At 69.7% G+C, this 26,643-nt stretch carries 26 protein-coding genes and 2 pseudogenes; 26 read left to right on the top strand and 2 right to left on the bottom strand.

Going from position 1 to position 26,643, the window contains the following annotated elements:
• From atpH to WEF05_07905, 18 genes and pseudogenes are all read left to right on the top strand, one after another.
• Positions 1–540, top strand: coding sequence for an ATP synthase F1 subunit delta (gene atpH, locus WEF05_07990; protein ID MEX1101821.1), 540 nt, complete (start codon positions 1–3; stop codon positions 538–540).
• A 4-nt stretch (positions 541–544) separates the two neighbouring features.
• A pseudogene (gene atpA / locus WEF05_07985) lies at positions 545–2,050 on the top strand (F0F1 ATP synthase subunit alpha).
• A gap of 140 nt (positions 2,051–2,190) precedes the next feature.
• A complete protein-coding gene (locus WEF05_07980; GenBank protein ID MEX1101820.1) occupies positions 2,191–3,081 on the top strand; it encodes a F0F1 ATP synthase subunit gamma in 891 nt (296 codons plus the stop codon).
• Positions 3,082–3,091: 10 nt separating this feature from the next.
• On the top strand, positions 3,092–4,531 hold the full coding sequence (gene atpD, locus WEF05_07975; GenBank protein MEX1101819.1) for a F0F1 ATP synthase subunit beta: 1,440 nt from the start codon (positions 3,092–3,094) through the stop codon (positions 4,529–4,531).
• Complete coding sequence (atpC, locus tag WEF05_07970) at positions 4,532–4,945, top strand: ATP synthase F1 subunit epsilon (GenBank protein MEX1101818.1); 414 nt, start codon at positions 4,532–4,534, stop codon at positions 4,943–4,945.
• A gap of 65 nt (positions 4,946–5,010) precedes the next feature.
• Positions 5,011–6,291, top strand: a complete 1,281-nt coding sequence (murA, locus tag WEF05_07965) for a UDP-N-acetylglucosamine 1-carboxyvinyltransferase (GenBank protein ID MEX1101817.1) — start codon at positions 5,011–5,013, stop codon at positions 6,289–6,291.
• Positions 6,288–7,982 carry a hypothetical protein gene (locus WEF05_07960; protein ID MEX1101816.1) on the top strand — a complete coding sequence of 565 codons (1,695 nt, stop codon included), beginning with the start codon at positions 6,288–6,290 and terminating at the stop codon, positions 7,980–7,982. The genes murA and WEF05_07960 overlap by 4 nt, the downstream gene beginning before the upstream one ends.
• Positions 7,979–8,809: a type II CAAX endopeptidase family protein gene (locus WEF05_07955; GenBank protein MEX1101815.1), complete on the top strand. Its 831-nt coding sequence runs from the start codon at positions 7,979–7,981 to the stop codon at positions 8,807–8,809. Before WEF05_07960 ends, WEF05_07955 begins: the two co-directional genes overlap by 4 nt.
• Before the next feature lie 45 nt (positions 8,810–8,854).
• The gene (locus WEF05_07950; GenBank protein MEX1101814.1) at positions 8,855–9,277 is read left to right on the top strand and encodes an SCP2 sterol-binding domain-containing protein; all 423 of its coding nucleotides are present in this window, start codon (positions 8,855–8,857) and stop codon (positions 9,275–9,277) included.
• Between the two features lie 20 nt (positions 9,278–9,297).
• Complete coding sequence (locus tag WEF05_07945) at positions 9,298–10,338, top strand: alcohol dehydrogenase catalytic domain-containing protein (protein MEX1101813.1); 1,041 nt, start codon at positions 9,298–9,300, stop codon at positions 10,336–10,338.
• Positions 10,335–10,973: a hypothetical protein gene (locus WEF05_07940; protein MEX1101812.1), complete on the top strand. Its 639-nt coding sequence runs from the start codon at positions 10,335–10,337 to the stop codon at positions 10,971–10,973. Before WEF05_07945 ends, WEF05_07940 begins: the two co-directional genes overlap by 4 nt.
• A gap of 1 nt (position 10,974) precedes the next feature.
• Positions 10,975–12,192, top strand: coding sequence for a PrsW family intramembrane metalloprotease (locus WEF05_07935; GenBank protein ID MEX1101811.1), 1,218 nt, complete (start codon positions 10,975–10,977; stop codon positions 12,190–12,192).
• Between the two features lie 13 nt (positions 12,193–12,205).
• On the top strand, positions 12,206–13,138 hold the full coding sequence (gene meaB / locus WEF05_07930; GenBank protein MEX1101810.1) for a methylmalonyl Co-A mutase-associated GTPase MeaB: 933 nt from the start codon (positions 12,206–12,208) through the stop codon (positions 13,136–13,138).
• Positions 13,139–13,224: 86 nt separating this feature from the next.
• Positions 13,225–13,926 carry an energy-coupling factor ABC transporter permease gene (locus tag WEF05_07925; protein MEX1101809.1) on the top strand — a complete coding sequence of 234 codons (702 nt, stop codon included), beginning with the start codon at positions 13,225–13,227 and terminating at the stop codon, positions 13,924–13,926.
• A 2-nt stretch (positions 13,927–13,928) separates the two neighbouring features.
• The gene (locus WEF05_07920; GenBank protein ID MEX1101808.1) at positions 13,929–14,273 is read left to right on the top strand and encodes a PDGLE domain-containing protein; all 345 of its coding nucleotides are present in this window, start codon (positions 13,929–13,931) and stop codon (positions 14,271–14,273) included.
• A 14-nt stretch (positions 14,274–14,287) separates the two neighbouring features.
• Complete coding sequence (gene cbiQ, locus WEF05_07915; GenBank protein MEX1101807.1) at positions 14,288–15,055, top strand: cobalt ECF transporter T component CbiQ; 768 nt, start codon at positions 14,288–14,290, stop codon at positions 15,053–15,055.
• The gene (locus WEF05_07910) at positions 15,052–15,825 is read left to right on the top strand and encodes an ABC transporter ATP-binding protein (GenBank protein MEX1101806.1); all 774 of its coding nucleotides are present in this window, start codon (positions 15,052–15,054) and stop codon (positions 15,823–15,825) included. Before cbiQ ends, WEF05_07910 begins: the two co-directional genes overlap by 4 nt.
• Positions 15,826–15,949: 124 nt before the next feature.
• Positions 15,950–16,870, top strand: a complete 921-nt coding sequence (locus WEF05_07905) for a hypothetical protein (GenBank protein MEX1101805.1) — start codon at positions 15,950–15,952, stop codon at positions 16,868–16,870.
• 9 nt (positions 16,871–16,879) lie between these two features.
• Here the strand turns inward: WEF05_07905 and WEF05_07900 are convergent, their stop codons facing one another.
• A complete protein-coding gene (locus WEF05_07900; GenBank protein ID MEX1101804.1) occupies positions 16,880–17,341 on the bottom strand; it encodes a Fur family transcriptional regulator in 462 nt (153 codons plus the stop codon).
• A 97-nt stretch (positions 17,342–17,438) separates the two neighbouring features.
• Here WEF05_07900 and WEF05_07895 point away from each other — a divergent pair, with 97 nt between their 5' ends.
• From WEF05_07895 to WEF05_07880, 4 genes are all read left to right on the top strand, one after another.
• A complete protein-coding gene (locus WEF05_07895) occupies positions 17,439–18,326 on the top strand; it encodes an NAD(P)H-binding protein (GenBank protein ID MEX1101803.1) in 888 nt (295 codons plus the stop codon).
• An 11-nt stretch (positions 18,327–18,337) separates the two neighbouring features.
• A complete protein-coding gene (locus WEF05_07890) occupies positions 18,338–19,105 on the top strand; it encodes an enoyl-CoA hydratase-related protein (protein MEX1101802.1) in 768 nt (255 codons plus the stop codon).
• A gap of 77 nt (positions 19,106–19,182) precedes the next feature.
• A complete protein-coding gene (locus WEF05_07885) occupies positions 19,183–19,677 on the top strand; it encodes a GNAT family N-acetyltransferase (protein MEX1101801.1) in 495 nt (164 codons plus the stop codon).
• 162 nt (positions 19,678–19,839) lie between these two features.
• Positions 19,840–20,043: a hypothetical protein gene (locus WEF05_07880; GenBank protein ID MEX1101800.1), complete on the top strand. Its 204-nt coding sequence runs from the start codon at positions 19,840–19,842 to the stop codon at positions 20,041–20,043.
• 475 nt (positions 20,044–20,518) lie between these two features.
• On the opposite strand, the gene pabB is transcribed toward WEF05_07880, so the two are convergent.
• On the bottom strand, positions 20,519–22,318 hold the full coding sequence (gene pabB / locus WEF05_07875; protein ID MEX1101799.1) for an aminodeoxychorismate synthase component I: 1,800 nt from the start codon (positions 22,316–22,318) through the stop codon (positions 20,519–20,521).
• 116 nt (positions 22,319–22,434) lie between these two features.
• Here pabB and mnmA point away from each other — a divergent pair.
• The 4 genes and pseudogenes from mnmA (at position 22,435) to gatC (ending at position 26,639) form a co-directional block, all read left to right on the top strand.
• Positions 22,435–23,487 (top strand): annotated as a pseudogene (gene mnmA, locus WEF05_07870) (tRNA 2-thiouridine(34) synthase MnmA).
• Between the two features lie 92 nt (positions 23,488–23,579).
• A complete protein-coding gene (locus tag WEF05_07865) occupies positions 23,580–24,260 on the top strand; it encodes a hypothetical protein (protein MEX1101798.1) in 681 nt (226 codons plus the stop codon).
• Positions 24,261–24,270: 10 nt separating this feature from the next.
• Positions 24,271–26,304 carry an NAD-dependent DNA ligase LigA gene (gene ligA, locus WEF05_07860; GenBank protein MEX1101797.1) on the top strand — a complete coding sequence of 678 codons (2,034 nt, stop codon included), beginning with the start codon at positions 24,271–24,273 and terminating at the stop codon, positions 26,302–26,304.
• A 44-nt stretch (positions 26,305–26,348) separates the two neighbouring features.
• Entirely contained in the window at positions 26,349–26,639 is a 291-nt protein-coding gene (gene gatC, locus WEF05_07855; GenBank protein ID MEX1101796.1) for an Asp-tRNA(Asn)/Glu-tRNA(Gln) amidotransferase subunit GatC, read from the top strand.
• The last annotated feature ends 4 nt before the right edge of the window (positions 26,640–26,643 follow it).

Genomic DNA, 26,643 nt, shown 5'->3' with positions numbered 1-26,643 from the left:
GTGGCGGAGGACGACGTGATCCAGGGGTACGCGCAGGCGCTGGTCGCGCTGGCGGAGACCGAGGGGGATCCCGAGCGCGTCGAGGACGAGCTGTTCGCGTTCGCGAAGGCAGTCGAGTCCAACGGCCAGCTCCGGGAGGCGATGACCGATCCCGGCCTGCCGGTCGACCGCAAGCGCGCCACGATCGACGAGATCCTCGGCGATCACGCGTCCCAGGCGACTCGCAGCGGCCTCGGATTGATCGTGGAGCAGGGCCGGGGACGCGACCTTGCCCGGATCGTCGAGCGGGCCAACGAGCTCGGCGCCGAGCGTCGCAGCCATGTGGTGGCGGAGGTTCGCACGGCGGTGCCGCTCGATGCAGCGCGACAGCAGCGGCTCGCCGAGGCGCTCGGCACCTCGACGGGCAAGCAGGTCGAGCTGAAGAACGTGGTCGACCCCTCCGTCCTCGGCGGCGCCGTGGTACGGATCGGCGACGAGGTGATCGACGGCACCGTGCGCACGCGTCTGGCGGACGCCAAGGACGCCCTAAGGAGCAGATGACCCCATGGCCCTGAACATCGACCCCGCAAGCATCGCCGACGCCCTGCGCGAGAACGTCGAGAGCTTCGAGCCCTCGGTCGAACGCGAAGAGGTGGGCCGCGTGATGGAGACGGGCGACGGGATCGCCCGTGTGTCCGGCCTGCCGCGCGCGATGGCCAACGAGCTGCTGGAGTTCCCCGGTGGCCTGCTCGGGCTCGCGCTCAACCTCGAGGAGCACGAGATCGGATGCGTGATCCTCGGCGAGGCCGATCACCTCGAGGAGGGAGATCCCGTCAAGTCGACGGGGCGGATCCTCTCGGTGCCGGTCGGGGACGGCTTCCTGGGACGGGTGGTGGACGCGCTCGGCCGGCCGCTCGACGGCAAGGGACCGATCGACGCGACGCAGACTCGCAACCTCGAGATCCAGGCGGCAACGGTAGTCCAGCGCCAGCCCGTGTTCGAGCCCCTGCAGACCGGCATCACGGCGATCGACGCGATGACCCCGATCGGTCGTGGGCAACGGCAGCTGCTGATCGGTGACCGGCAGACGGGGAAGACCGCGATCGCGATTGATGCGATCATCGCCCAGCGCGAGCTGTGGGGCACGGACCGCCAGGTCAAGTGCATCTACGTGGCCGTCGGGCAGAAGGCCTCAACGGTCGCGGAGGTCGTCGAGGCGCTGCGTGAGAACGGCGCGCTCGAGTACACGACCATCGTGAACGCGTCGGCTTCTGACCCAGCTCCGTTCCAGTACATCGCGCCGTACGCGGGCGCGGCGATCGGGGCCCACTGGATGTACGAGGGCGACGCGGCCCTGATCGTCTACGACGACCTGTCCAAACAGGCGACCGCGTATCGCACCTTGTCGCTGCTGCTCCGTCGTCCTCCAGGCCGCGAGGCCTACCCGGGCGACGTGTTCTACCTGCACTCTCGTCTGCTGGAGCGGGCGGCCAAGCTATCCGAGGACCTCGGTGGCGGATCGATGACGGCACTGCCGATCATCGAGACGAAGGGGAACGACGTCTCCGCGTACATCCCGACGAACGTCATCTCGATCACGGACGGACAGATCTACCTCGAGCCGGACCTGTTCTTCGCCGGAACGCGTCCGGCGATCAACGTCGGGATCTCGGTCTCGCGCGTCGGTGGAAACGCACAGACCAAGGCGATGAAGAAGGTCGCGGGCCGCCTGCGGATCGACCTCGCGCAGTACCGAGCGCTCGAAGCGTTCGCCCAGCTCGGGTCCGAGCTCGACAGAGCGTCGCAGCAACAGCTGACCCGCGGTGCGCGTGTGGTCGAGATCTTGAAGCAGCCGCAGTACGCCCCGGTCACGCCCGCCCACCAGATCGTCCACGTGTGGACCGCGACCGAAGGACACCTCGACGACCTTCCCGTCGAGGACGCCCGGCGCTTCGTCGACGAGTTCACCTCGTACGTCGAGAATCGGTACACAGAGACGCTCGCCACCCTCGCGGAGGGGAAGTTCGACGACGCCGTCGTCGAGGCGCTCACGAAGGCGGCCGGCGAGTTCACCGCGCTGTTCTCCCCGAGCGACGACTCCTCGGCGACCGAGGCGGCCCTGGCGGCGGGGACCGCTCCGGACGAGGTCAAGCCCGACGTCGGGTGGGATCGGATGTCCTCGGCCGACGACGAAGACGGAACGGCGACGTAGTGGGGGCCAAGCTCCGTGTCGTCCAGCGACGGATCCGTTCGTTCCAGTCGACGATGAAGATCACGCGCGCGATGGAGCTGATCGCGACCTCTCGGATCGCCAAGGCTCAGCAGCGGGTCGAGGCGGCGCGCCCGTACGCGGAGCTGCTCACCCAAGCGATGGAGGACGTCGCTCGCCAGACCGGTTCGGTCGCCCACCCCCTCCTCGAGGAACGTCCGGATCCGAAGGCGGCGGCCGTCCTGGTGCTGACCTCCGATCGGGGCCTGGCCGGCTCGTACAACACGAACGTGCTCCGACGCGCCGAGGACCGGATCCGGGGGATCAAGAGCCGCGGCCTGCGGCCTGTCCTCTACGTCGTGGGCAAGAAGGGACAGGCCTACTTCCGGTTCCAGGGACAGCCGATCGAGCGCACCTGGCTCGACGTGAGCGAGGTTCCGCCCTACGAGGCGGCCCAGGAGATCGGCCGCGCGACGATCGAGGCGTTCGCCGATCGGACGATCGACGAGCTCCACGTCGTGTACACCGATTTCCGGTCGATGTTCACGCTGCGGGCGACCGACGCCCGATTCCTGCCGATCGCTCCGGAGGAGGTCTCCGGCGAAGGCGGGCAGCCGCATGCCGAGTACGAGTTCGAGCCTGCGCCGGCGCAGATCCTCGAACGCCTGCTTCCCGCTTACGTGATCACGAAGGTCTTCGCCGCGATGCTCGAGTCCGCGGCGTCGGAGAACGCCGCACGCCGCAGGGCGATGAAGGCCGCGACCGAGAACGCGGAAGAGCTGATCAAGTCGCTCACCCGCGAAGCCAACCAGGCGCGCCAGGCGGAGATCACGACCGAGATCATGGAGATCGTCGGCGGGGCCGAGGCCCTCAAGCAAGCATCCGGGGAGTGAGGAGACACCGATGAGCGACAACGGCAACGCAACCGCCCAGGGCCGTGTGGTCCGCGTGATCGGGCCGGTGGTGGACGTCGAGTTCCCCCCGAACGAGCTCCCCGAGCTGAACAACGCGCTCACGGTCGACGTCACGATCGGCGATCAGACGACGACGATCACCTGCGAGGTGGCGCAGCACCTCGGCCACTCGATCGTTCGGACGGTGGCGTTGAAGCCCACGGACGGGATGGTCCGAGGATCGCCGGTGTTCGACCTCGGCCAGCCGATCACCGTCCCGGTGGGGGAGGGTGTCCTGGGTCACGTCTACAACGTCCTCGGTCAGCCGCTCGACACGACGATGGACGAGATCCATCCGAGCGACTACTGGCCGATCCACCGCGAGCCGCCGCCGTTCGACGAGCTTGAGCCGAAGTCGGTGATGTTGGAAACCGGGATCAAGGTCATCGACTTGCTCGAGCCGTACGTGCAGGGCGGGAAGATCGGGATGTTCGGCGGCGCGGGGGTCGGCAAGACGGTCATCATCCAGGAGATGATCCGCCGGCAGGCCGAGCAACACGGCGGTGTGTCGGTGTTCGCCGGGGTGGGGGAGCGCACCCGCGAAGGCAACGACCTGTTCCTCGAGATGACCGAGTCCGGCGTGATCGACAAGACGGCGCTGATCTTCGGACAGATGGATGAACCCCCGGGCGTGCGTCTGCGGGTGGCGCTGAGCGCGCTCACGATGGCGGAGTACTTCCGCGACGTCGAGCGCAAGGACGTCCTGCTGTTCGTCGACAACATCTTCCGGTTCACGCAGGCGGGGTCGGAGGTCTCCACCTTGCTCGGCCGGATGCCGAGCGCGGTCGGGTATCAGCCGACCCTCGCCGACGAGATGGGCGAGCTCCAGGAGCGCATCACCTCGACGAAGGGCCGCTCGATCACCTCGCTCCAGGCGATCTACGTGCCCGCCGACGACATCACCGACCCCGCGCCGCACACCGCGTTCGCGCACCTCGACGCGACGACGGTGCTCTCGCGCGAGATCTCAGCGCTCGGCATCTACCCAGCGGTCGACCCGCTCGATTCCACTTCGCGCATCCTCGACGCACGGTACGTCGGCGACGAGCACTACACGGTCGCCCGGCGGGTGCAGGAGATCCTTCAGCGCAACAAGGACCTGCAGGACATCATCGCGATCCTCGGGGTCGACGAACTGTCGGAGGAGGACAAGGTGATCGTCGGCCGCGCGCGGCGGATACAGCGGTTCCTGTCGCAGCCGTTCTTCGTGGCCGAGCAGTTCACCGGGATCCCCGGCAAGTACGTTCCCCTCGACGAGACGATCTCCTCGTTCAAGGCGCTGTGCGACGGTGAGTACGATCACCTGCCCGAGCAAGCATTCCTCCTCGTCGGTGGGATCGAGGAGGCCGAGGCTGCGGCGAAGGAGCTGGCGAAGGTGGGCGCGGAGTAGGTGGCGCTCACCGTCCGCGTCGTCACTCCCGAGCGGGAGCTGTGGTCGGGCGAGGCCTCGATGGTGATCGCTCGCGGGGTCGAGGGCGAAGTGGGCATCCTCGCGGGCCACATCCCGATGCTCGTCTCGCTCGCCGTCGGCCCGCTCCGGATCCAACGCGAGGGCGCGCCGGAGAACGTGGTCGTCGTGGATGGCGGCTTCATGCACGTGACGAGCGAGGGTGACGCGACCCGCGTGGACGTGCTCGCCGAGCAGGCGGTGGCCTCCGATGAGATCGATCCTGTGCCGATCCAGGCCGCCCTCCCGGAGCTCGAACGGGCGGCCGAGGACGGCGACGAGGCCGCCCGAGCCCGGCTTGCCCGAGCCCGTGCGCAGCTCGCCGCCGCTTCCGGGCGTTCCGCCACCCCAGCGTGAGGTCACCGGAACACCACGCCGACCTGCGGCCCGGAGCTGCTCCGCCCGCCTACAATCCTGAGGATATGGACCGACTCTTCGTCACCGGCGGGGCCCGGCTGACCGGTTCCGTCTCGATCTCCGGCGCCAAGAACTCCGCGCTGAAACTGCTCGCGGCGTCGCTGCTGACCGAGGGCAGATCCGTCGTGCGCAACGTCCCGAGGATCCAGGACTGCGCAACGATGGGTGAGGTGCTCGAGCACCTGGGCGCGCGGCTCGCGTGGGACGGCATGACCGTGACCGTCGATACCTCGACGCTGACCACGGTGGAGACCTCTTACGAGCTGGTTCGCCGGATGCGCGCCTCGATCCTCGTGCTCGGTCCGTTGCTGGCGCGCCGCGGCCGCGCACGGGTCGCGATGCCCGGCGGCTGCAACATCGGCTCCCGCGCGATCGACCTGCATCTGAAGGGGCTCCAGCGGATGGGAGCAAGTTTCTCCCAGGAACACGGCTTCCTCGAGGGTCGCACCGACGGGCTGCGCGGGGCGATGATCACGCTCGACTTCCCCAGCGTCGGCGCGACCGAGAACCTGTTGATGGCCGCGGTCACCGCGAGGGGGACGACGGTGATCGACAACGCGGCGCGCGAGCCGGAGCTCGTCGATCTCGCGTCGTTCCTGAGCACGATGGGGGCGAAGATCGACGGTGCGGGCACCACCACGATCGAGATCGAGGGAACGGGATCGACCGACGCGTTGCGCCCCGTGGATCATAGGGTGATCCCGGATCGGATCGAAGCCGGAACCTTCGCGATCGCGGCGTGCATCACCGGCGGCGAGGTGCTGCTCGAGGGTGCGCGCAGCGACCACCTCGACCTCGTGCTCTCCAAGCTGTCGGACGCGGGAGCCGACATCCTCGCAACCCCCGACGGCGTCGGCGTCGCGATCGACGACCGACCTCGCCACGTCGACTTCGTGACCCTCCCGTACCCGGGGTTCGCCACCGACCTGCAACCGCAGTTGATGGCGATGCTCGCGACCGCCGAGGGGACGAGCATCGCGACCGAGAACGTGTTCGAGCGTCGGTTCATGTTCGTCGACGAGCTCTCCCGGATGGGCGCCGACATCCGAACCGAGGGTCATCATGCGGTGATCAAGGGCATCGATCGGCTGTCCGCCGCGCCCGTCCGCGCGCTCGATCTGCGCGCGGGAGCCGCCATGGTTCTGGCCGCACTCGGCGCGGACGGCACGACCGAGATCTCGGACGTGTATCACGTCGACCGCGGCTACGAAGGGTTCGAGGACAAGCTGTCCGCCCTCGGCGCCGAGGTCCGGCGCGAGCGATCGGCCGTCCCCGCGTTGTCGTGACCCGGGGGGCGTTCCGAGCCCTCGTCGTCGCGTCGAGCCTGATCCTCCTCACCGCGGCACCCGCACGAGCCGGCGAGCCGGTCACGGAGGCCGTCGTGGTTGTCGTCCGGGGTGTGAGCTTCTCCGATGCGATCCAGGTTCCCCGATTGCGTCAGCTCGCCTCACAGCAACCGACCCTGGCCGAGCCCTCGGGAGCGGCGCTCCTCGTTCCGCAGGAGCCGCTCGACGAACAGCTCGAGCGGTTGGTCCGTTCCCCCGTGGGCGATCAGGTGGTCGTGGTGGAGCACGGCGGCTCCGTGGGAACGGTGGGAGCCACGATCGGCCGAGCGACCGACGACATCCAGACCGAGTTCGTCGTCGTCGTGGGGGCGGCGCCGTCGCCGGCGATGAGCGAGCGGAAGGATGCGATCCTCCCCCTCGTCGTCGGACTCTCGGGGAACCGGTGGGGGAGCGGGAACCCGCGGGCGTTGACCTCCGATTCCACCCGCAGGGTCGGTGTCGTTTCGAGCCTGGATCTGGTGCCGACGATCGAGGATGCGCTCTCGTTCTCCCCGAGCCTTCCAGGATCGCCGGTGGAGGAAACCGATGAGGGTGCCCCGATCGCGCTGCACCAGCGGTACCTCCAGATGCGCCGATTGAGCGTGCCCGTCCAGGCCGCGGCGTGGGCCGGCGTGCTGATCGCCGGGCTGCTCCTGGCGGCGCTGATGTTCCTACGGGCTCGCCGTCCCGACCGGGTTCCCGACGCTGTCGTCGGTCGCTTCCGGTGGTTGGGCCTGGCGGTCGTCCCGCTCGTTGTCGGCATGTACGCCGCCGGGCACCTGTCCACGCTCACGTACGCGACCGTCGTGCCGTTCCTCGCCGTGGTGACGATCGTCGGGACGGCTGCGCTCGTGCCGCTCGCCCGGCGGGGCGCCTTCGCCCCGATCGCGGCGCTCGGCGCAGGGGTCCTGGTCCTGGCGCTCGTGGAGGCGGCACTCGGATGGAGCGCAGCGCTCACGCCCCTGGTCGGTGGATCCCAGCTCGATGGAGGGCGCTTCTTCGGGATGCCGAACGTGCTGATCGGTGTCGTGATCGGAGCCGGCGGGTACGCCGCGACTCGTCTGTCGATCCGGTGGGGAGCGACGGTGTTGGTGGGTGCGATCCTTTTGGTGGGTCTCCCGTGGACGGGCGCGAACATCGGCGCGGCCGTGGCTGGTTCGGCTGCCCTGGGGCTCTGGGTGGTGCTCCGCCTCCGGGGACGACTCGATCTGCGGGGGTTGGCGATCGTGGCGGGGGTGACGATCGCGGGAACGGCGCTGCTCCTCGCGATCCACCGCTTCGCCCCCGGCACACCCACCCATGGGACCCGGTTCGCGGAAGGGAGTCTCGGGGGTCCGCTCGATGTCGTTGCCGACCGTCTCGAGGTCGGGTTCGAGCTGCTCCTCGCGTCGCCGGCCGCCTGGATCCCCGCGGTCGGTCCCGTCGTGCTGGCGGTGCTCGCCGCGCGGCCGACCCGCTCGATCGCGCCCGCCTTTTGGGCCGAGCCCCTCCTTCGCTGTCTCGTCCTGACCCTGGCCCTGACGGGGGTCGTCGCCTACGTGGTCGAGGACTCGGGCGCGGGTGCTTCAGGGATGTTCTTCGCGCTGGGGCTCGGGGCGCTGTTCTACGTGTCGCTTCCCCTCGCGGGCAGCCAAGATAGGGCCAGCCCATGAGTGATCTGCCTCCCGTGCCCCCCGAGCCCACGCCGCCCGCTCCCGGCCTTCCTCCTCGCCGTCCCCCGCGAGGATCCGATCCGGATCCCGGCAGATCGCCCGAACGACCCGACCTGGACTGGCCGGCGGCCACATGGCGGTGGTGGGAGGTCGTGCTCGCCTACCTGATCGGCGCCTTCGTGCTCGGGTCGATCGCCAGCCTGCCGATCATCGCCCTGTCCGGCAGCGAGGGTGTCGCCCTGATCGCGGCCAGCATCGTGATCGATCTCGTGCTGCTCGCGACGCTGCTCGTGTGGCTCCAACGAGCCCACCCGACCTGGCGCCGGATCATGGGGTTCCCGAGGCGGGACGCTCTCGCGAAGGAGACCACCGCCGGCTTCGTCTCCGCTCTCGTGATCCTGTTCGTGGGAGGAATCGTCGGCGTGGTCGTGCAGAAGCTCCTGTCGATGGTCTCGGGTGACGAGGTGGTTCAGCCCGATCAACTTCCATCCGATCTGGGTTCGAGCGGCACCGTGCTCGCGGTGGTGTTCGTGTGCATCGTCGCGCCCGTCGTGGAGGAGTTCGTCTTCCGTGGCCTGCTGTTCCGATCGATCCGCGACCGATATGGGCTCGTCCTCGGCGTCGTGCTCTCGGGGCTGGCCTTCGGCCTGGTGCATTTCGGGGTCGAAGGAAACGTCCTGGACAACCTGGTCCTGCAGATCCCGCTCACCGTCGTGGGGATGGGGTTCGCGATCGTCTACGAGATGCGCAGGAACCTGGTGGCGCCGATCGCCGCCCACGTGATGTTCAACCTGATCGGGATCATCGTGATCCTGGCCGAGCTCTGAGCCACGACGGGCGATCGCGAGCGAGCGCGGGAAGGAGACGACGGGATGGCGATCTTCCCATCGGCCGCGTGGATCGACGGGTTCGCCGACGCGATCAACGCCTCCGAGGCCTATCGCTCGGCGGCCGCGACGTGGGAGGGGGCGATCGCGTTCGTGTTCGAGGCCGAGCCCGACCGCGGTGTTCCCGATGACGTGTGGGCGCTGCTCGACCTGTGGCACGGGGCGTGTCGCGAGGCTCGGATCGTCGACGCCGAGGAGGGCGGGCGAGCGCCCTATGTGATCCGCGCTCCCTATTCCCGGTGGCGATCGATCCTCGAGGGCGACCTCGATCCGATCAAGGCCATGATGCAAGGCAAGTTGAAGGTCCGGGGGAACCTCGCGACGATCGTCCGCTACGTGCGGGCCGCGAACGAGCTCGTCCGGCTCACCGGAACCGTTCCGACAGAGTTCCTGGGCGACCCGGCCTGAGGAAGCGAGGAGCCAGGACGGTGCGAGCGGTGGTCTTCGCGGGAACGGGGCGGGTCGAGCTGCGTGACGTTCCCGCGCCCGAGCTCCTCGATCCGGGCGACGCGGTGATCCGGGTCGAGGCGACGGGCATCTGCGGCAGCGACCTGCACTTCTTCAACGGGAAGGCGCCGCTCGAGGACGGCGACGTCATGGGGCACGAGGCGGTGGGTATCGTCGAAGAGGTCGGACCCGACGTCCGGCGGTTCGGGACGGGAGACCGGGTCGCCGTGTCGTTCGCGATCGCGTGCGGGTCGTGCTGGTTCTGTCGGCGGGGGCAGACGCAGCTGTGTGAGCAGAGCCGGATCCTCGGGGCGGGCGCCTTCGGCGGCAGCCTCCCGGGAACCCAGGCGGAGCGGGTCCGTGTGCCCGTCGCCGACGTGAACCTGTTGGCGCTCCCGGTCGAGATCGATGACGAGGCGGGGGTGTTCGTCGGAGACGTGCTCGCGACGGCCACCGGTGCCGCTGCGATCGCGGATCCCGCGAACGGCGAGGTTGTGGCGGTGGTCGGGTGCGGACCTGTCGGTGTGCTCGTGGTGCAGAGTCTGCGGCTGCGCGGGGCGGAGCGGATCCTCGCCTTCGACCGGGTGTCCGGCAGGCTCGACTTGGCCGCCGCAGCCGGTGCCGAACCGGTCGACGTACGTGCCCGTAATCCGCACATGGCCGCCGCCGCCGCGACCGGTGATCGGGGTGTCGATGTCGGGATCGAGTGCGTCGGGCACCCGGATGCGTTCGAGACGGCGCTCGACGTCGTGCGGCGCGGGGGACGGGTCGTGGTCGCGGGGATGTATGCGGGCGAGACGATCGACGCCCAGCTCGGAGCCTGGTGGGCCCGAGCCTTGGACCTCCGGTTCATGGGACCGTGCCCCGTGCACGCCTGGTGGGAACGCGCACTCGGGAACCTCGTCGACGGCGCCGTCGATCCGCGACCGCTCGTGTCCCACCGGTTTCGGCTCGACGACGCGGGTCGCGGGTACGAGGCGTTCGACGCACACGAGGCGACGAAGGTCGTGCTGCGCCCGTGAGCGCCGGCAGCACGCCGGTCAACGGAACGGGAACCGAGCCGCCTTCCACGACCGGCCCCGGTCCTCAGCGTGCGGCAGGTCGTCGTCGATGGTGGCCCTCGATCGTGGTCGTGGCGATCCTCGCCTTCACGGTGTTCGGCGGGTACCTCGTCGCCGCCGCTCTCCAGAGGCCGGCGGGTCCTCCGATCGCGGTCGCCGGCACCGTCGCCGTGCAGCCGCTGTCCGGGTGGGAGGTCGCACACACGTTCTCCGGTGATGTGGGATCCGGGCGGGCCGAGGGTGTGAGCCTGACACGAGGGACCGGCAACCTCGACGTCGTGGTGATCGATCCGGTCCCGGGAGGGCTCGTCGAGCTCGGTGCGACGTTCGTCGAACAGGTCCTCGAGCCGCAGGCACAGCGACTCTCGGTCTCGTCCGGCCTCGAGCTCGTCGCGCTCGCCGGCGGGCGGGACGCCGCACGGTTCTCCTACGTCGGCGTGTTCTCGCGCGGCGGGTCACCGATCGAGGGTGAGGTCACCGTGACCGTCGCCGGGAGCGGCGCCGGTGTGGTGTTCGACGCGTGGGCTCCGCAAGGCCAGCTCGGGTTCAGCCTCGTCGACGCGCACACGATGGAAGACGCCGCGGAGATCGTCTGAGATGCCGGGGGCGACCACGACCCGAGGATCCGCGTTCGTCCGCGCCGTCGACCGGGGAACCCGGGGGCCGGCGCTGCTCGTGTTCCTCGGGCTGCTCGTTGTCACCGGGGTGCTCGCCGTTCGCGATCAGAGCGCGATCTCGCAGTTGTCGCCGGGCGGCTGGGCCCTGTCCTGGGGGTTGCTGGTCCTGTACGCGTTGCCGGTGGGGCTCGTCCTCTACGCGCTCGATCTCTATGAGCGGGAACCGCCGCGCTACCTCGTCGCCGCGTTCGTGTGGGGCGCCGTCATCGCCACCCAGCTGTCGGGGATCGCGAATGCGGGCTGGGGACTCGTCGTCGCCCGGGCCGGTGGTCCCGAGTTCGCGGCCGACTGGACGGCCGCACTCACCGCGCCGTTCGTCGAGGAGGCGATCAAGGGCGCCGGCGTGGTGCTCGTGTTCCTGATCGCGCGCGAGCAGATCGATGACGTGCTCGACGGGTTCGTGTACGGGGCCGTCTGCGGCCTCGGCTTCGCGATCGTCGAGGACGTGTTCTATTTCGTCGGCGTCTTCGGTGGAACCACCGAAGGCGTGCTCCAGGGCTTCTTCGTTCGGGTCATCTCCAGCGGGCTCTACGGGCACGTCCTGTACACGGGACTCGTCGGGATGGGCATCGGCTACTTCGTCTCGCACCGCCGCGACGCCCCGCTCGGCCGGCGGGTGGCGGTGCTCGCCGGCCTCACGGCGGTGGGGATCCTCGGCCACGTCGCGTGGAACTCGCCGTGGCTCGACCTGTTGCCGGCCGAACCGTCCGGGGCGGGCTGGCTCCTGGTACCGATCGCGACGGCGGTCAAAGGTGTTCCGCTGCTCGCCTTCGTCGTGGTGGCGGTCGTGCTGGCGCTCGGCAGGGAGCGGCGGTGGTTGCGGGAGGCCCTCGGACCCGAGGTCGGCGGACCGGCGCTGTCGGCCGCGGAGCTCGCCACGATCGAGGACCCGCGCAGGCGCCGGCGTACGCGGCGCCGGATGCGGGCACGCGCCGGAGATCGCGCCGCGGCGATCCTGCACCGGCTCCATCGCGAGCAGCTCCACCTCGCGGTCGTTCGGACGCGGTCGGGGATCGTGCACTCGGGCGAGGCCGAGGGGAGTACGGAGCCGCCCGAGGTCGCGGCGCAACGAGACGTGTGCCGATCGTTGCGCGACGCCCTCGCCGCGGTTCCCGGAGCCGCACCGGGCGGCGGGTAGGCTGTCGCCCGTCGTGGACCTGGACGCGTTGGTCGAAGGGGTTCTCTCCGGGCAGCCGCGGGCGATCGCCCGTGCCGTGTCGCTCGTCGAGGACGGCGCGGTGGAGCTCCCGGCGCTTTCCGCCGCCTTGTTCCCGCACACCGGCTCGGCCTGGACCGTGGGCCTGACCGGTGCGCCGGGGGTCGGCAAGTCGAGCCTGGCCAACGGACTCGTCGGCGCCGGTCGCGGACGTGGGCGACGGGTGTCGGTGCTCGCCGTCGATCCCTCCTCTCCGTTCTCCGGAGGGGCGTTACTGGGGGACCGCGTCCGGATGCAGGAGCACGCGACCGACCCCGAGGTGTTCATCCGATCGATGGCCGCGCGGGGACACCTCGGCGGGATGGCCCTCGCGGCACCGGAGGCCGTACGCATCCTCGATGCGGCGGGCGCCGAGCTGCTCGTCGTGGAGACGGTGGGGGTCGGCCAGGCGGAGCTCGATGTCGCGACGGCCACGGACACGACGATCGTGGTCGTCCAGCCGGCGTGGGGGGATGCCGTCCAGGTGGCCAAGGCGGGGATCCTCGAGATCGCCGACGTCTTCGTCGTCAACAAGGCGGACCTCGAGGGAGCGCATCAGACCGTGCGCGACCTGGAGGCGATGCTGCGTCTCGGAGGGCGTCCCGCATGGATGCCCCCGGTGCTCGAGGTCTCGAGCCACGCGGGCGACGGCATGGACTCGCTCTGGGACACGATCGGGCTCCACCGGGCGCATCTGGAGGAGCACGACGCCGTCGAACCGGCGCGGGTGCTCCGCCTCCGGCGTGAGGTCGAGAACCTCGTGGCGGGATCGGTTCGCCCGCAGGTCGAGCGGCTGCTCGATGAGGATCCGGGTCTGCTCGAGGATCTCCGCGCGCGCGCGGTCGATCCGTACGGGGCCGCGTCCAGGCTCCGCGCTCGGCTCCCTTGACGCTCCCGGATCGCCCCGATACCGTTCCTTCGAGCACGTCCTGCATGTCGTTGCATCTGCAAGTCGACGCGAACGAGGAGGTACCGGTGCACATCCCTGACGGCTTCATCAACGCGGGGGTGTCCGTGGGCGCGGGGGTGGTCGCCGCGTGCGGAGTCGGTGTCTGCCTGAAGAAGGCGGGCGAGGAGCTCGACGACCGACAGGCCCCGATGGCCGGCCTGGTCGCGGCGTTCATCTTCGCGGTCCAGATGCTGAACTTCCCTGTGGCCGCGGGGACCAGCGGACACCTGCTGGGCGGCGTTCTGGCGGCGGTGCTGGTCGGTCCGTGGACCGGCGCGCTCTGCGTCGCGCTCGTCCTTTTCGTGCAGGCGCTCTTCTTCGCCGACGGGGGGCTGTCCGCCCTGGGGCTGAACGTGTTGAACATGACGCTGATCGGAACGCTCGGCGGGTACGTCGTGTTCGCGTGGTTGCGCAGACTCCTGCCGTCCACGCGCCCGATGGTCGTCGGCGCGGCCGGGATCGCCGCCGCGCTCTCGGTCGTGTTCGCCGCGACCGGATTCTGGATCGAGTACGCGCTCGGTGGCGTGGGCGCGGCCCCTCTGTCGGCCGTGTTCGTCGCGATGATCGGTGTGCACTCCCTGATCGGGGTGGGCGAGGGCATCATCACCGCGCTCACCGTCGGTGCCGTGCTCGCCGTCCGGCCCGATCTCGTGTACGGCGCCCGGGATCTGCTGAAACCGCTCACCCTCGACCCTGCGATGCACCCTGCGAGTCAGAGAGGGAACTGACCATGGATCGCAAGAACCTGGCGCTGTTCGTCGCGGGTGGTGTGCTCGTCGCCCTCGGACTGGCGTTCTTCGTGAGCCCGCGCGCCAGCGGGTCTCCCGACGGGCTCGAGAAGGTCGCGATCGACGAGGGCTTCGACGATACCGCCGAGGAGCACGACCGAGGGGAGGGGCCGCTCGCGGACTACGCCGTCGAGGGCGTCGAGGACGAGTCGCTGAGCACAGGCCTGTCCGGGATCATCGGTGTGGCGATCACGTTCGGTGTCGGGTTGCTGCTGTTCGGGACCCTGCGCGCGATCCGCGGTCGTCGGGGCGATCTCCCTCCGCCGTCGCGCGCTCCGACCGTATAGGTGAGGAGGTTCGGATGAGCGGAGCGCACACCCACGCGCTCTACGTCCACGGGCACACCCCGCTTCACCGACTCCCGCCCGAGTGCAAGCTCGCCGCGCAGTTCCTGTTCGTGGTCGCGGTCGTCGCCACACCGCGCGAGGCGTTCTGGGCGTTCGGTCTGTACGCGGTGGCGGTGGTCGCTCTGATGGCGGTTGCTCGCCTCCCGGTGACGTTCGTGCTGCGGCGGTTGGCGTTCGAGCTGCCGTTCATCGCGTTCGCACTGTTCCTGCCACTGGTGGGACAAGGCGAGCGCGTCGACGTCGCGGGGATGTCCCTCTCGGTGGAGGGCTTGTGGGGGCTGTGGAACATCACCGCGAAGGCGACGCTGGGGCTCGGTATCTCGATCGTCGTGGCGTCGACCACGACGATGCCGGAGTTCCTCCGAGGGTTCGACCGGCTCCACGTTCCGCGCGCGTTCACCTCGATCGCGTCGTTCATGATCCGCTACGGGGACGTGATCAGCGACGAGATGCGCAGGATGCGCGTCGCCCGTGAATCGCGCGGGTTCCGTGGGCGATGGATCTGGCAGGCGCGGGCCGTCGCGTCGTCCGCGGGCACCCTGTTCATCCGTTCGTACGAGCGCGGGGAGCGTGTGTACCTCGCGATGCTCTCGCGCGGATACACGGGGTCGATGCCCGGCGGCCGGGCGGACGGTGCGAACACGTCCGCCTGGGTCGTGTCGTTGAGCCTGCCCGGGATGGCCGCTCTCGTTGCCCTCGTCGCCTGGTGGGGGACCCGATGACCGCCGCCGCACTCGAGGTGTCCGGACTCGCTTTCGCCTACCCGGACGGGCACCAGGCTCTGTTCGGCGTCGACCTGCACGTCGATGCGGGGGAACGCGTCGCCGTGCTCGGTCCCAACGGTGCGGGCAAGACCACGCTGGTGCTCCATCTCAACGGCGTGCACGCGACCCAGGCGGGCCGCGTCGAGGTCGGAGGGCTCTCCGTGGAGCGCGAACACCTGGTGGAGATCCGTCGGCGCGTCGGGATCGTGTTCCAGGATCCGGACGATCAGCTCTTCATGCCGACCGTCCGGGAGGACGTCGCCTTCGGTCCGGCGAACCTGGGACTGCGCGGCGACGATCTCCAGGAACGCGTCCTCGAGGCCCTGGCTGCGGTCGGGATGGAAGAACATGTGGATCGTGCCCCCCACCACCTCAGCTTCGGACAGCGACGTCGCGTGGCGGTCGCCACTGTCCTCGCGATGCGCCCGGAGATCCTCGTGCTCGACGAGCCGTCCTCGAACCTGGACCCGGCCGGCAGGCGCGAGCTCGCGGACATCCTTTTGTCGCTCGGGATCACGATGCTCATGGTGACCCACGACCTGCCATACGCGCTCGAGCTCTGTCCTCGGTCGGTCGTGATGAACGCCGGGCGGATCGTGGCCGACGGCAGCACGATCGACATCCTGGGCGACGAGGCCCTCATGGCGGCCAACCGCCTGGAGCTGCCGTTCGGTTTCGTTCCCTCGTCGGTTTCCGATCGCCTCGGTGGGATCCCGCGCTCGTCCTGAGCGCGTGCCGCGACGCGCATCAGCCCTTCGTCCGCTGGCGCTTCCGCGCGCCGGAAGGTATCGTTCCCGAAGAGCGAAACCCGGCCGGGGCAGCCCGGTCCGCAGAGTTCTGGAAGGTGCTGTGATGCACGTGGGCAGACCGTTCCTCCGCAGGGCCGTTCTCGGTGGCATCCTCGTGACGGGGCTGATCGCCGCCGCCGCTCCGGCGGGTGCGACCTATCCGCGCGAACCGAACAAGGTGCCGTATTCGAGGATCGCGATGAGGGAAGGCCGAGAGGTCTCCGACATCTTCACGGTCAACTTCGAGGGGAAGAAGCGGACGAACATCACCGATGGCAAGCCTCCGGCCGCGTATGCGGGACGGCTGTCACCGAGTCGCAAGAAGCTCGCGTACGTCGCTCGCAAGGAAGGCAACCTCGAGCTGTTCGTGTCGAACGCCGATGGCTCGAAGCCGAAGCGCATCACGAACACACCACACGACGAGCTGTGGCCGGCCTGGGGACCCAGCAGCGGCCGGTTGATCTTCGCACGCGATCTTCCGAAGGGCTCGGAGCTGTTCACGATCCGCGTCGATGGGAAGCAGCAGCGGCGCGTGACGAACAACAGCGTCGACGAGCGCTACCCGGTCTTCAGCCCGGGTGGTACCCAGATCATGTTCACTCGCGTTACGCCGACCGAGAGCGACGTGTTCGTCAGTGAACCCAACGGCAAGAACCGGCGTCCGATCGTCGCCGCGCCGGCAGCCGAGACGGGTTGCGACTGGTCCCCCGACGGCTCGCGGATCCTCTTCATCAAGGAGAAGGACGGCAAGGCGCATCTCTACACGGTCTCGCCGCAGGGGCTCGATCAGAAGATCGTCGACAACACCTCGCGTGACGAGATCTTCGGACGGTTCTCGCCCGGGGGTCACCGGGTCGTGTTCGAGGGGCTCTCCGAGGGCCGGGTGCAACTGTTCGCGATGGACGTGCAGAAGGGCAAGCACAAGAAGCAGCTGACCAGCACGCCCTGGGCCGACAGCCGGATCGCGACCCCGCCGGCCCCGTAACGACGCGGGTCAGGCGCCCGCCGCCGCTCGCTCTTGGGAGCGGGTGCGGCAGGTGGCGCACAGTCCGCTGATCGCGAAGTGCGTCAGGTCGGGTGAGAACCCGTGGTGGCGCTCGATCACCTCGTGGAGGGCGCGGGCCTCGTCGATCGAGAGGTCGTCCTCGGCACCGCACCTCGAGCACGTCAGATGCACATGCTCGGCTTCCTCGGCGCGGTGGTACTCGGCTCCGCTCTCGAGGTGGGAATGCGACAGCACGCCGATCTCCTCGAGCAGCGACAGTGTCCGGTAGACGGTCGAGGCGTTGACGCCGGGCATCTCGCCCTGGACCTTCCGGGCGATCGCGGTCGGTGAGATGTGGCCCTGGGTACGCATCACCTCGGCGACGATCGCGCGGCGCTGGGGGGTCATGCGGAGTCCGCGGCTGCGCAGCAGGTCCATCACGTCTCCGGGCGGCATCGTGGTCGTGGCCATGGCGGCGATGCTACCAGCGCCCTTGCATCTGCAAGTGCTTCCCGCAGATGCGAGGGATCCGCGGGACGGGCTCCGGGCGCGCGTACCATCTGCCGCGATGAGCGTTGCGGTGGTGGGGGCATCGGGGGTGGTGGGCCCGGCCGTGGTGGCGAGCGTGGCCGCTCGTGACCCGTCCGTGAAGGCCCTCGTGCGCCGGCCCGAGGCCGTTGATGCCGCGCGGGCCGCGGGGGCGAAAGTGGCCGTCGGCGAGCTCGACGACGTCGCGACCCTCGAGGCCGTGCTGCGCGGTTCCGAAACGGTGTGTCACCTGGTGGGAGGGGTCAACGAGCCCGATGAGCACGCCTACGATGCCTCGAGCCGGGCATCCGCCGAGCGTGTGGTGCAGGTCGCCACGAGGGTCGGCGTTCGCCGGATCCTGCTGCTCTCGGCGTTCGGCGCCGCCCCCGAATCCCCCAATCCGTTCCTCCGGGCGAAGGGACGAGCCGAACACCTCGTGGCGACGTCGGGGTTGGAGTACTCGGTGCTCCGAACGGCGCCGATCTACGGGCCCGGCGGATTCTGGTTCACGGCGACGGTGCTCCTGGCCGAGCTCGACCCACCCGCGATCGTGGGTGAGCCGTCACGACCGGTCACTCCCGTGTTCGTCGATGACGTCGCAGCGGCCTTGGCGGCGATGGACGACCGGCAGACGCCGGTCGAGGGGCCGCTGACCCTGTCCGGTCCCCACCGCGTCACGGCCGCGGAGCTGGGGAGGATGATCTCGGGCCGGCCGGACGTGCGCTCACTCGACCCGATGCAGGCCCGCACCACCTTGTCCGACCTCCTCGGCCGCCCGGTCGCTCCCGCCGCGCTCGAGCTCCTGGCCGCTCCGGTGGTGCCCGACCCGCGACTCCGGGATGCCGCCGAACTGCTGGGGATCGCGATGACGCCGTTGCGGGAGGGGCTCGCGCGGGTGGCCTCCCACATCGGCCCCCACGCGGGGTAGGCTCTGCGTCCGTGGGGGAGTACGTGCACCTGGAAGTCGACCGGGGGGTCGGGACGATCCGACTCGATCGGCCTCCCGCGAACGCGATCGACGAACAGGTCGGCAGGGAGCTCGACGAGGCGGTTCGCGAGGCTGGCGCACACGCGGACGTAGGAGCGATCGTCGTCTGGGGTGGTCCGAGCCTGTTCGCAGCGGGCGCGGACATCAAGTCGATGGCATCGCTGGACCCCGACGGCGTTCGTCCCGTCGTCTCGGCGCTTGGCGACGCACTGATCCGCCTCGAGGCGTCGGCCGTCGTAACGATCGCCTCGGTGAACGGGTTCGCCCTGGGTGGAGGATGCGAGATCGCTCTGGCGTGTGACCTTCGGATCGCGGCGAGCGACGCGATGTTCGGCCAGCCCGAGGTGCTGATCGGCGTGATGCCCGGGGCGGGAGGCACGGTGCGGCTGCCGCGGGTCGTTGGGGTCGCGCGGGCGACCGACCTCATGCTCTCGGGCCGTCGCGTCGACGCGGCCGAAGCGCTCTCGATCGGCCTGGTGAGCGAGGTCGTGTCTCCCACCCGGACCTATCAGGCCGCGGTCGAACGTGCTCGACGGCTCGCCGAGGGACCCCGGCAGGCGATCGCGGCGATCAAGGGCTCTGTCGCCGCCGACCCGGAGGCGTCCCGGCGCCTGGCGGCCGAACGTGAGGCCTTCATCGGATTGTTCGCGACGGGCGACCAACGAGAGGGGATGCGCGCGTTCCTGGACAAGCGCGACCCTCGGTTCCAGGGGAGCTGACCGGCCCGGGGGACCGCAGCGATCGTGGGGATCTCCCCAGAGGTCGGCGTGCGAGAGGCAAGGAGAGGGGCATCTGGATGCAGGTTCGCCAGGCGACGCCGCCCGACGTTCCGTCGCTCGTCGCATTGTTCCAGGAGCTGGACTCGATGCAGCGTGACTGGCGGGTGTTCACCCCGCGCCCGGGCTTCTACGATCAGGTCGGTGCCAAGTACCGAGCGGCGATGGGAAGGCCGGACGAGGTCGTGCTGGTGGCCGAGCACGACGGCGAAGTCGTGGGCATGGCCTACGGCGAGGTGAACGTCCCCTCGCGTTTCTCCGACGAGCGCGCGCTCGAGCTCTCGGGGGTGGTCGTGCGCGCGGGCCACCGAGGCAGGGGTGTGGGCCGAGCGCTCGTGCGCGAGGCCACGCGGTTCGCTGCCGCGCGGAACGTCCCGTGGGTGACCCTGAAGACCTTCTCTCCGAACGAAGGATCGATGACGTTCTGGGAGCAGCTCGGGTTCACGCCGCGGGTGGTGCAGCTCACGTCCTCGACCGATGCCCTCGAACGCCGGATCGGCGACGACCAGGCCTGATCGGCCGCTCCGCCCCTCGGGATCCCGGTTCCGGCGGCCCCCGTTCGATCCCCCGTGACGGGGAATGAACCGACCCTTCCGACGGTTCGAATGCTTGACGAGGCTGCAGCGTGGGTAGCAATGGCACATACCCGAGGCTCGTCACCAAAGGGAGGAACCGACGTGGCCGAACAGAGCTACAGAGGAGCGAGGGTCCGGCAGCTGAACAAGCCCAACCGCACCTACCAGGCAGGACGCGAGTGCGCCGCCGATGGATGCGTCACGAAGCTCTCGATCTACAACAAGTGGGAATTCTGCTGGCAGCACGAACCCGTGCACAGCTACGTCCCCCGAGGCAAGCGGCGACGCAAGGCCGAGGCGGCCTGAACCCAGCCCTCTCCCCAGACAGATCCGTCCGAACCCTCTCCGGCTCGGGGCCGGAGAGGGTTCGCGTGTTCGTGGGTGATGTCGCACGGTGCGAGGGGGGAGCGGGTGCGAGGTGGCCAGTCCCGCATCGGCCGCATCACCCTGATCGGTTCCCGTGGGGGAGGCGTCGGTCACCCGAACGGTAAAGCCGAGCACCCGGTCGACCGACAACTGTAGGGATCGCTCCCCCCGGGGCGTTCCCAACCGGATGCCGAACAGCACAGACGACCCCTCGATGCGAGAGGCGGAGTGTCCGTACTGCGAGCGAACCGTGCTCGTGTACCAGGAGCCTCCGCGCTGCCCGCTATGTGACTGCCCGCTCGACGACGAGCGGACCCATCCGTACGAGTTCCCGCCTCCGTCACCGCCGGCCGCGCCCCGCGGGAAGGACGCCGACTGACGCCCCTGCGGTGCGCAGTTCGCGCTCGAGGCGAACTCACGCGTCGATAAGGACGGCAGGTCTCCATCCCCGCGTCGCGTTGATCAGCGCGATCTCCTGAGCACCGCGCGCTTCGTCGACCATGATCGCTCGCTCGTGCAGTGTGCCGTCCTCGAGCAGCTCGGACCGGCGCGTTCCGGGCAGGCATCCGGCTCCGAGCGGGGGTGTGTACCAGATCCCGTCGATCCGCACGGCGACGTTCGCGATCGTCGACTCGGTGATCTGCCCGCGACCGTTGACCAGGAGAACGTCCTCGGCCTCGGGGTGCCGGGCGCGGGCCTCCTCGAAGCGGGAACGGCGGGTGGTCTTGTGGAACAGCAGCGCGTCGTCGACGGGGACCGCGACGTCGTCGATCGCGATGCGGACCGGCTCGGTGCGCGGAGGAACCATGGGCATCGATTCGGTGGTCACGGTTCCGTCCCGGGCGAGGAGCAACCGCACGCGGACTGCCTCGTCCACTCCGACGGTCGCCGCCTCGATCGCCTCGCGGACACGGCTCTCGTCGAACGCGAATCCGAAGTACGCGGCCGAGGACGACAGCCGTCGGAGGTGCCGTTCGAACCCGTGGACGCCGCCGCCGGGGTGCCGGCGCATCGTCTCGATCAGATCGAAGGGAGGGCGACGTACCGCCAGGACCCGTGCCTTTGCCAGGACCTCGTCGTACTCGGCCGCCGCGCGGGAATCGTGGGTGATCCCGCCTCCGACCCCGTACTCCGCCGTGCCGGTCCGCGTGTCGAGCATCACGGTCCGGATCGCGACGTTGAACACGGCCCGGGGTTCGCGGCTCCCGGGCGGTGCGAGCAGACCGACGGCTCCGCAGTACACGCCCCGCGGCGAGTCCTCGAGAGTGGCGATCAGCTCCATCGTGGCGATCTTCGGGGCACCCGTGACCGATCCGCTCGGGAACAGCGCACCGAACACATCGGTCACGCTCGTTCCCGGTTCCAGGTCGGCCTCGATCCTGGAGGTCATCTGCCACACGGTCTCGTACCGCTCGGTGGTGAACAGGTCGGGAACCGTGACCGAGCCCGGCCGGGCGATCCTGCCGAGATCGTTGCGCACCAGGTCGACGATCATCGCGTTCTCGGCTCGGTCCTTCGCCGATGCGCCGAGCCGCGAGGCCGCCTCGAGGTCCTCTTCGGCCCAGCGTCCGCGCGCGGCGGTTCCCTTCATCGGACGGGTCACGATCCGCTCGCCCTCGGGTCCGTCCTCGATCCGGAAGAAGAGCTCGGGAGAGGCGGAGACGATGCGATAGCGGCCGAGGTTCAGGTAGGCACCGTACGCTCCCCGCTGCGCGAGACACAGGTCTCGGTACAGACCACGCTCGTCGCCGGCGAGTCCGGCGCGTAGCCGCAGCGTGTAGTTCACCTGATAGGTGTCACCCGCCTCGATCCGCTCCTGGATCGATCCCACGGACGCATCGAAGCGTGCTCGATCGATCGACGGAACCCACGTCTGTCCGAGGGCGTCCGCGGACCCGTCGGGTTCGTCGACGTCGGGGCCCTCCGGGAGCTCCGTCGGTTCGACCCTGTCGAACAAGGCGAACCACAGCAGGGGAAGCTCGGTGAACGGGTCGCCGGGAGGGCGCGAGGCCACCACGAGCGCGCGGTCGAATCCTGGGGCCGCCTCATAGCTCACGAAACCTCCCGCCCACAGCCCTCGCGCGGTGGCGGCCTCGACCGCGGCGAGTGCGTCCCTCACCTCGTCCGGCCGATGGGCTTCGATCACACCGACGGGCTCCTCGAGGCGGAACGAGCGAGGGGTGGGACCGAGGTCGTCGAACCGTGCTTCGATCACGGCTGGGGCCTCGCCGGCTGCGTGGATGGGGCCATGCCCGGCAATGGTGGCAGATGTGCCGCCGACGCCTGAAACGCCGGGCAGGGCGGGTCGCAACGCGCGACTACACTTGTCCGATGGCCGGGACTCCGAAGGTGCTCGTGGCGATGTCGGGCGGCGTCGACTCGTCCGTCGCAGCGTGCCTGCTCCACGAGCAGGGCTACGAGGTGCTGGGGTCGCACCTGTCCCTGGTTCACCTCGACGGGGTCGATCACGGGTGCTGCGGGCCCACGGCGAGGACGGACGCGGCCGAGGTCGCTCGCATCGCGGGGTTCGGATTCGAGGTCGTGGACATGAGCGAGCGCTTCTCGCGAACGGTCCTCGCCGATTTCTTCGCCGAGCATGCGGCCGGGCGGACGCCCAACCCCTGTGCCCGCTGCAACGAACAGATCAAGTTCGGGGCGTTCCTCGAACGCGCCGACGAGCTGGGAGTCGACTTCGTGGCGACGGGCCACTACGTCCGCAACGTGCGTGAGGCGGGCGGCCTGCGTGGTCTCCGCCGAGGGCTCGACGCGGGCAAGGATCAGTCGTACATGCTCCACATGCTCGGGCAGCGCGAGCTCGAACGGTCGTTGTTCCCGGTCGGGGGGATGCCGAAGGCCACGACCCGGCGCCTCGCCGAGCGTTTCGGACTTCCGGTCGCGGGCAAGCCGGACTCCCAGGAGGTCTGCTTCGTGCCGGGGGCCGACCACGCGGCGTTCCTCGAGACGCATGCACCCGATCTCATCCGCGAGGGCGAGGTGGTCGATGCGTCGACGGGAGCGGTCCTCGGTGTGCATCGGGGAACCTTCCGCTACACCGTCGGGCAGCGCCGCGGCCTCGGTGTCTCCCGGCCGGAGCCGACCTACGTGGTCGATGTTGACACCGCGACCGACCGCGTCCTCGTCGGCTCCTCCGAGTTGCTCTCTCGGGGCGGCCTGGTCGCCGATCGTGTCTCGTGGGTGGCGGGGGAGGCTCCGTCGACCGCCGCGTTCCGGGCCGAGGTGCAGTTGCGCTACCGGGGTGATCCGATCCCGGCGCGGATCTCACCCGAGCGCGACTCGGTCCTCGTCCGATTCGCGACCCCGCAGCGAGGGGTGGCACCGGGGCAGAGCGTCGTGGTGTACCGGGGTGACGAGCTCCTCGGGGGCGCGCGGATCGTGGAGGCCCTCCCGGTCGATCGCCACGCCTCGGACGGTCCCGGGGACGACGCGCCGGTCCCGGGTGCGGAGGTGCGGACGGGGTGAAGCTGCTCCGCAAGCGGCAGGAGACCTTCGAGATCCGGGTCCAGGAGTTTTCTGTCCGCGTGACCGCGCCGCCCGACCTCGTCGAGGAGTCCCGGGCGGCGACCCTGACCTTCTGGGAACAGCTCCAGGCGTATTCCCTGCAGCACCCCAGCTTCTCGAGCAAGCGCCCGATCGCGGTTCCCGAGTCGGCGCCGGAGCTGATCCGGGAGATGGTCGCGGCCTCTGCGGCCGCGGGAGTGGGTCCGATGTTCTCCGCGCGCGGTGCCGTCGTCGATTTCGTCGGCCGGCTGCTGCTCCGCCAGACGGGAGAGGTCACGGTCGAGTGCGGGGGCGACCTGTTCCTGCGGGCGCGCAAGCGCTCGAAGATCACGGTGGCCCAGCGTGACGAGGGAACATCCCTCGGGGTCGTCCTCGAGCCACGTTCCGGCGGGGTCGGTGTCTCCACGACCACGGGGCGCGGCCGGCGTGACACCGAAGGGGCGGATGCGCTCGCGGTCGTGGCGCCCTCGTGCATGCTCGCGGATGCCGCCGCGGCGGGGGTCCAGGCGCTGCTGCCGAAGACCGACGGACTGCGCCAGGCCCTCCGGTACCTGGAGGAGCTTCCCGACGTGATCGGTGGACTCGTCGTGCACCGGGGTCGGATCGGCGTCGCGGGCGGTCTGGAGATCGCCTCCTAGGGGGGACGCGGTGGCCACCGGGACCAAGAGCGACCGGCGCGCGCTCGCGGCAGCGAAGCTGCGGGTCGAAGAGCTGCGCGAGCAGATCAACCACCACAGCTACCGCTATCACGTGCTCGACGATCCCGAGGTTGCCGACGCGGACTACGACGCCTTGGTCCGAGAGCTCGCGGAGCTCGAAGAGCGGTTCCCCGAGCTGATCACTCCCGACAGTCCCACGCAGCGGGTCGGAGCGACGCCCACGGATCTGTTCAAGCCCGTCCGGCATCGAGCTCGGATGTTGTCGCTCGACAACGTGTTCTCTCCCGAGGATCTCGTGGCCTGGGCGGCGCGGGTCGAGAAGGCGGTCGGGGACGTGGCGCGGTTCAGCTGCGAGCTCAAGATCGACGGGGTCGCGGTAGCGCTCACCTACGAGCGCGGCGTGCTCGTCCAGGCCGCCACCCGCGGCGACGGGACGACGGGGGAGGACGTCACCGCGAACGTGCGAACGGTTCGTTCGATCCCCACACGGCTCCGGTTGGACGATCCCCCCGTACTGCTCGAGGTGCGCGGCGAGATCTACTTGCCGGTCCCCGTCTTCGAACGGCTGAACCGCGATCTGACCGAGCGCGAGCAGCGTCCGTTCGCGAACCCGCGGAATGCCGCCGCCGGGTCGCTGCGCCAGAAGGACCCGAAGGTCACGGCGAGCCGCCCGCTGAAGCTGTGGTGCCACAGCTTCGGCTACGCCGAGGGGATCTCCTTCGAGACCCATTCGGGGTTCCTGGCGTGGTGCCGCGAGGCCGGGCTTCCGGTGCAACCCACCTCGGAGGTGTTCGAGACGCTGGAGGAGGTCCAGGTGTACACGGAGCGCTGGGAACGCGATCGGCACTCCGTGGACTGGGAGATCGACGGGGTCGTCGTCAAGGTCGACCAGCTCGCGCTCCAGCGCCAGCTCGGCGCCACCTCGAAGGCTCCTCGGTGGGCCACCGCGCACAAGTTCCCCCCCGAAGAGCGCACGACGAAGCTGAGGAAGATCGAGGTGCACACGGGACGGACGGGCAAGGTCACCCCGTTCGCGGTCCTCGAGCCCGTGTTCGTCGGTGGTGTGACGATCACCTACGCCACTCTGCACAACGAGGACGAGGTCCGGCGCAAGGATGTGCGCACGGGGGACACGGTGATCGTGCGCCGTGCCGGGGACGTGATCCCCGAGATCGTCGGTCCGGTGCTCTCGCTGCGTCCCAAGGGCGCGCGGAAGTGGAGGATGCCCAAGAACTGTTCTTCGTGCGGTACGCCCCTCGTCCGTCCCGAGGGAGAAGCAGACCATCGGTGTCCGAACAAGGCCGCGTGCCCATCCCAGAACGTGGAGTGGTTGTTCCACTTCGCGGGGCGCGGGGCGATGGACATCGAGGGTCTCGGCTACGAGACGGGCATCCTGCTCATGGATCGGGGACTGGTGACCGATCCGGCGGATGTCTACGCCCTCACGGAGGACCAGCTCACCGAGCTCCCCGGGTTCAAGGACAAGAAGGTCGCGAACCTGCGGTCGTCGATCGAAGGTTCCAAGCAGCAGCCGATCTGGCGCTTGCTCGTCGGCCTCAACGTCCGGCACGTCGGAGAACACGTCGCGCAGCTGCTGTCCGACGCCTTCGGCTCGATCGACGCTCTCGCGTCCGCCGGCGAGCAGGAGATCGACGACGTCGAAGGCATCGGACCCGAGATCGCTCGCAGCGTGCGTGCCTGGTTCGACGACGACCAGAACCTGGCGTTGATCGAGAAGTTCCGAGACGCCGGGGTTCGACTGTCCGAGCAGCGGAAGGCGCTCCCGAAGGACGGGCCGCTGGCCGGCACGACGGTCGTGCTCACCGGGGGTCTCGCCTCACTCTCCCGTGACGAGGCCGCTGCGGCCGCGAAGCAGGCGGGCGCGCGCGTCTCGTCGAGCGTGTCGAAGAAGACCGACTTCGTCGTGGCGGGGGAGAACCCCGGCTCCAAGTACGACAAGGCGGTCGAGCTCGGCGTCGAGGTGATCGACGAGGCCGAGTTCCGTAAGCGGATCGGCGGCTGATCCGGCCTGGGGGCCCTCGCGCCGGGCAACTAGACTCTGCGTTCATGCCGGTCGAGATCGATATCGAGCACGTCGCGAAGCTCGCGCGGGTGGCGCTGACCGAGGAGGAGAGGCTCCAGCTCACCGCGCAGCTCGGCCAGATCCTCGAGCACGCGGCGAAGGTCGGCGAGGTCGCCACCGATGCCGTTTCGCCGACCTCGTCGGCGATCCCGCGTTCGAACGTGATGCGTACGGACGAGCTGGAGCCCTCGCTGCCGGTGGAGGAGGCCCTGTCCAACGCCCCTGAGCGCGAGGGCGACCGCTTCAAGGTTCCCCGCGTTGCGGAGATCGAGTGAGGCC

The organism is Actinomycetota bacterium, assembly GCA_040881665.1.
Taxonomy (GTDB): domain Bacteria; phylum Actinomycetota; class UBA4738; order UBA4738; family HRBIN12; genus JBBDWR01.
This window is presented reverse-complemented; position numbering and strand designations above follow the sequence as displayed.

Bases quoted from the DNA above. Each gene is read 5' to 3' on its own strand.
- WEF05_07895 (MEX1101803.1), top strand. From the start codon at position 17,439: ATGAGCGTTGCGGTGGTGGGGGCATCGGGGGTGGTGGGCCCGGCCGTG.
- WEF05_07905 (MEX1101805.1), top strand. From the start codon at position 15,950: ATGCACGTGGGCAGACCGTTCCTCCGCAGGGCCGTTCTCGGTGGCATC.
- WEF05_07955 (MEX1101815.1), top strand. From the start codon at position 7,979: ATGAGTGATCTGCCTCCCGTGCCCCCCGAGCCCACGCCGCCCGCTCCC.
- atpD (MEX1101819.1), top strand. From the start codon at position 3,092: ATGAGCGACAACGGCAACGCAACCGCCCAGGGCCGTGTGGTCCGCGTG.
- WEF05_07920 (MEX1101808.1), top strand. From the start codon at position 13,929: ATGGATCGCAAGAACCTGGCGCTGTTCGTCGCGGGTGGTGTGCTCGTC.
- gatC (MEX1101796.1), top strand. From the start codon at position 26,349: ATGCCGGTCGAGATCGATATCGAGCACGTCGCGAAGCTCGCGCGGGTG.
- WEF05_07910 (MEX1101806.1), top strand. From the start codon at position 15,052: ATGACCGCCGCCGCACTCGAGGTGTCCGGACTCGCTTTCGCCTACCCG.
- murA (MEX1101817.1), top strand. From the start codon at position 5,011: ATGGACCGACTCTTCGTCACCGGCGGGGCCCGGCTGACCGGTTCCGTC.
- cbiQ (MEX1101807.1), top strand. From the start codon at position 14,288: ATGAGCGGAGCGCACACCCACGCGCTCTACGTCCACGGGCACACCCCG.
- WEF05_07900 (MEX1101804.1), bottom strand. From the start codon at position 17,341: ATGGCCACGACCACGATGCCGCCCGGAGACGTGATGGACCTGCTGCGC.
- WEF05_07885 (MEX1101801.1), top strand. From the start codon at position 19,183: ATGCAGGTTCGCCAGGCGACGCCGCCCGACGTTCCGTCGCTCGTCGCA.
- WEF05_07935 (MEX1101811.1), top strand. From the start codon at position 10,975: ATGCCGGGGGCGACCACGACCCGAGGATCCGCGTTCGTCCGCGCCGTC.
- WEF05_07950 (MEX1101814.1), top strand. From the start codon at position 8,855: ATGGCGATCTTCCCATCGGCCGCGTGGATCGACGGGTTCGCCGACGCG.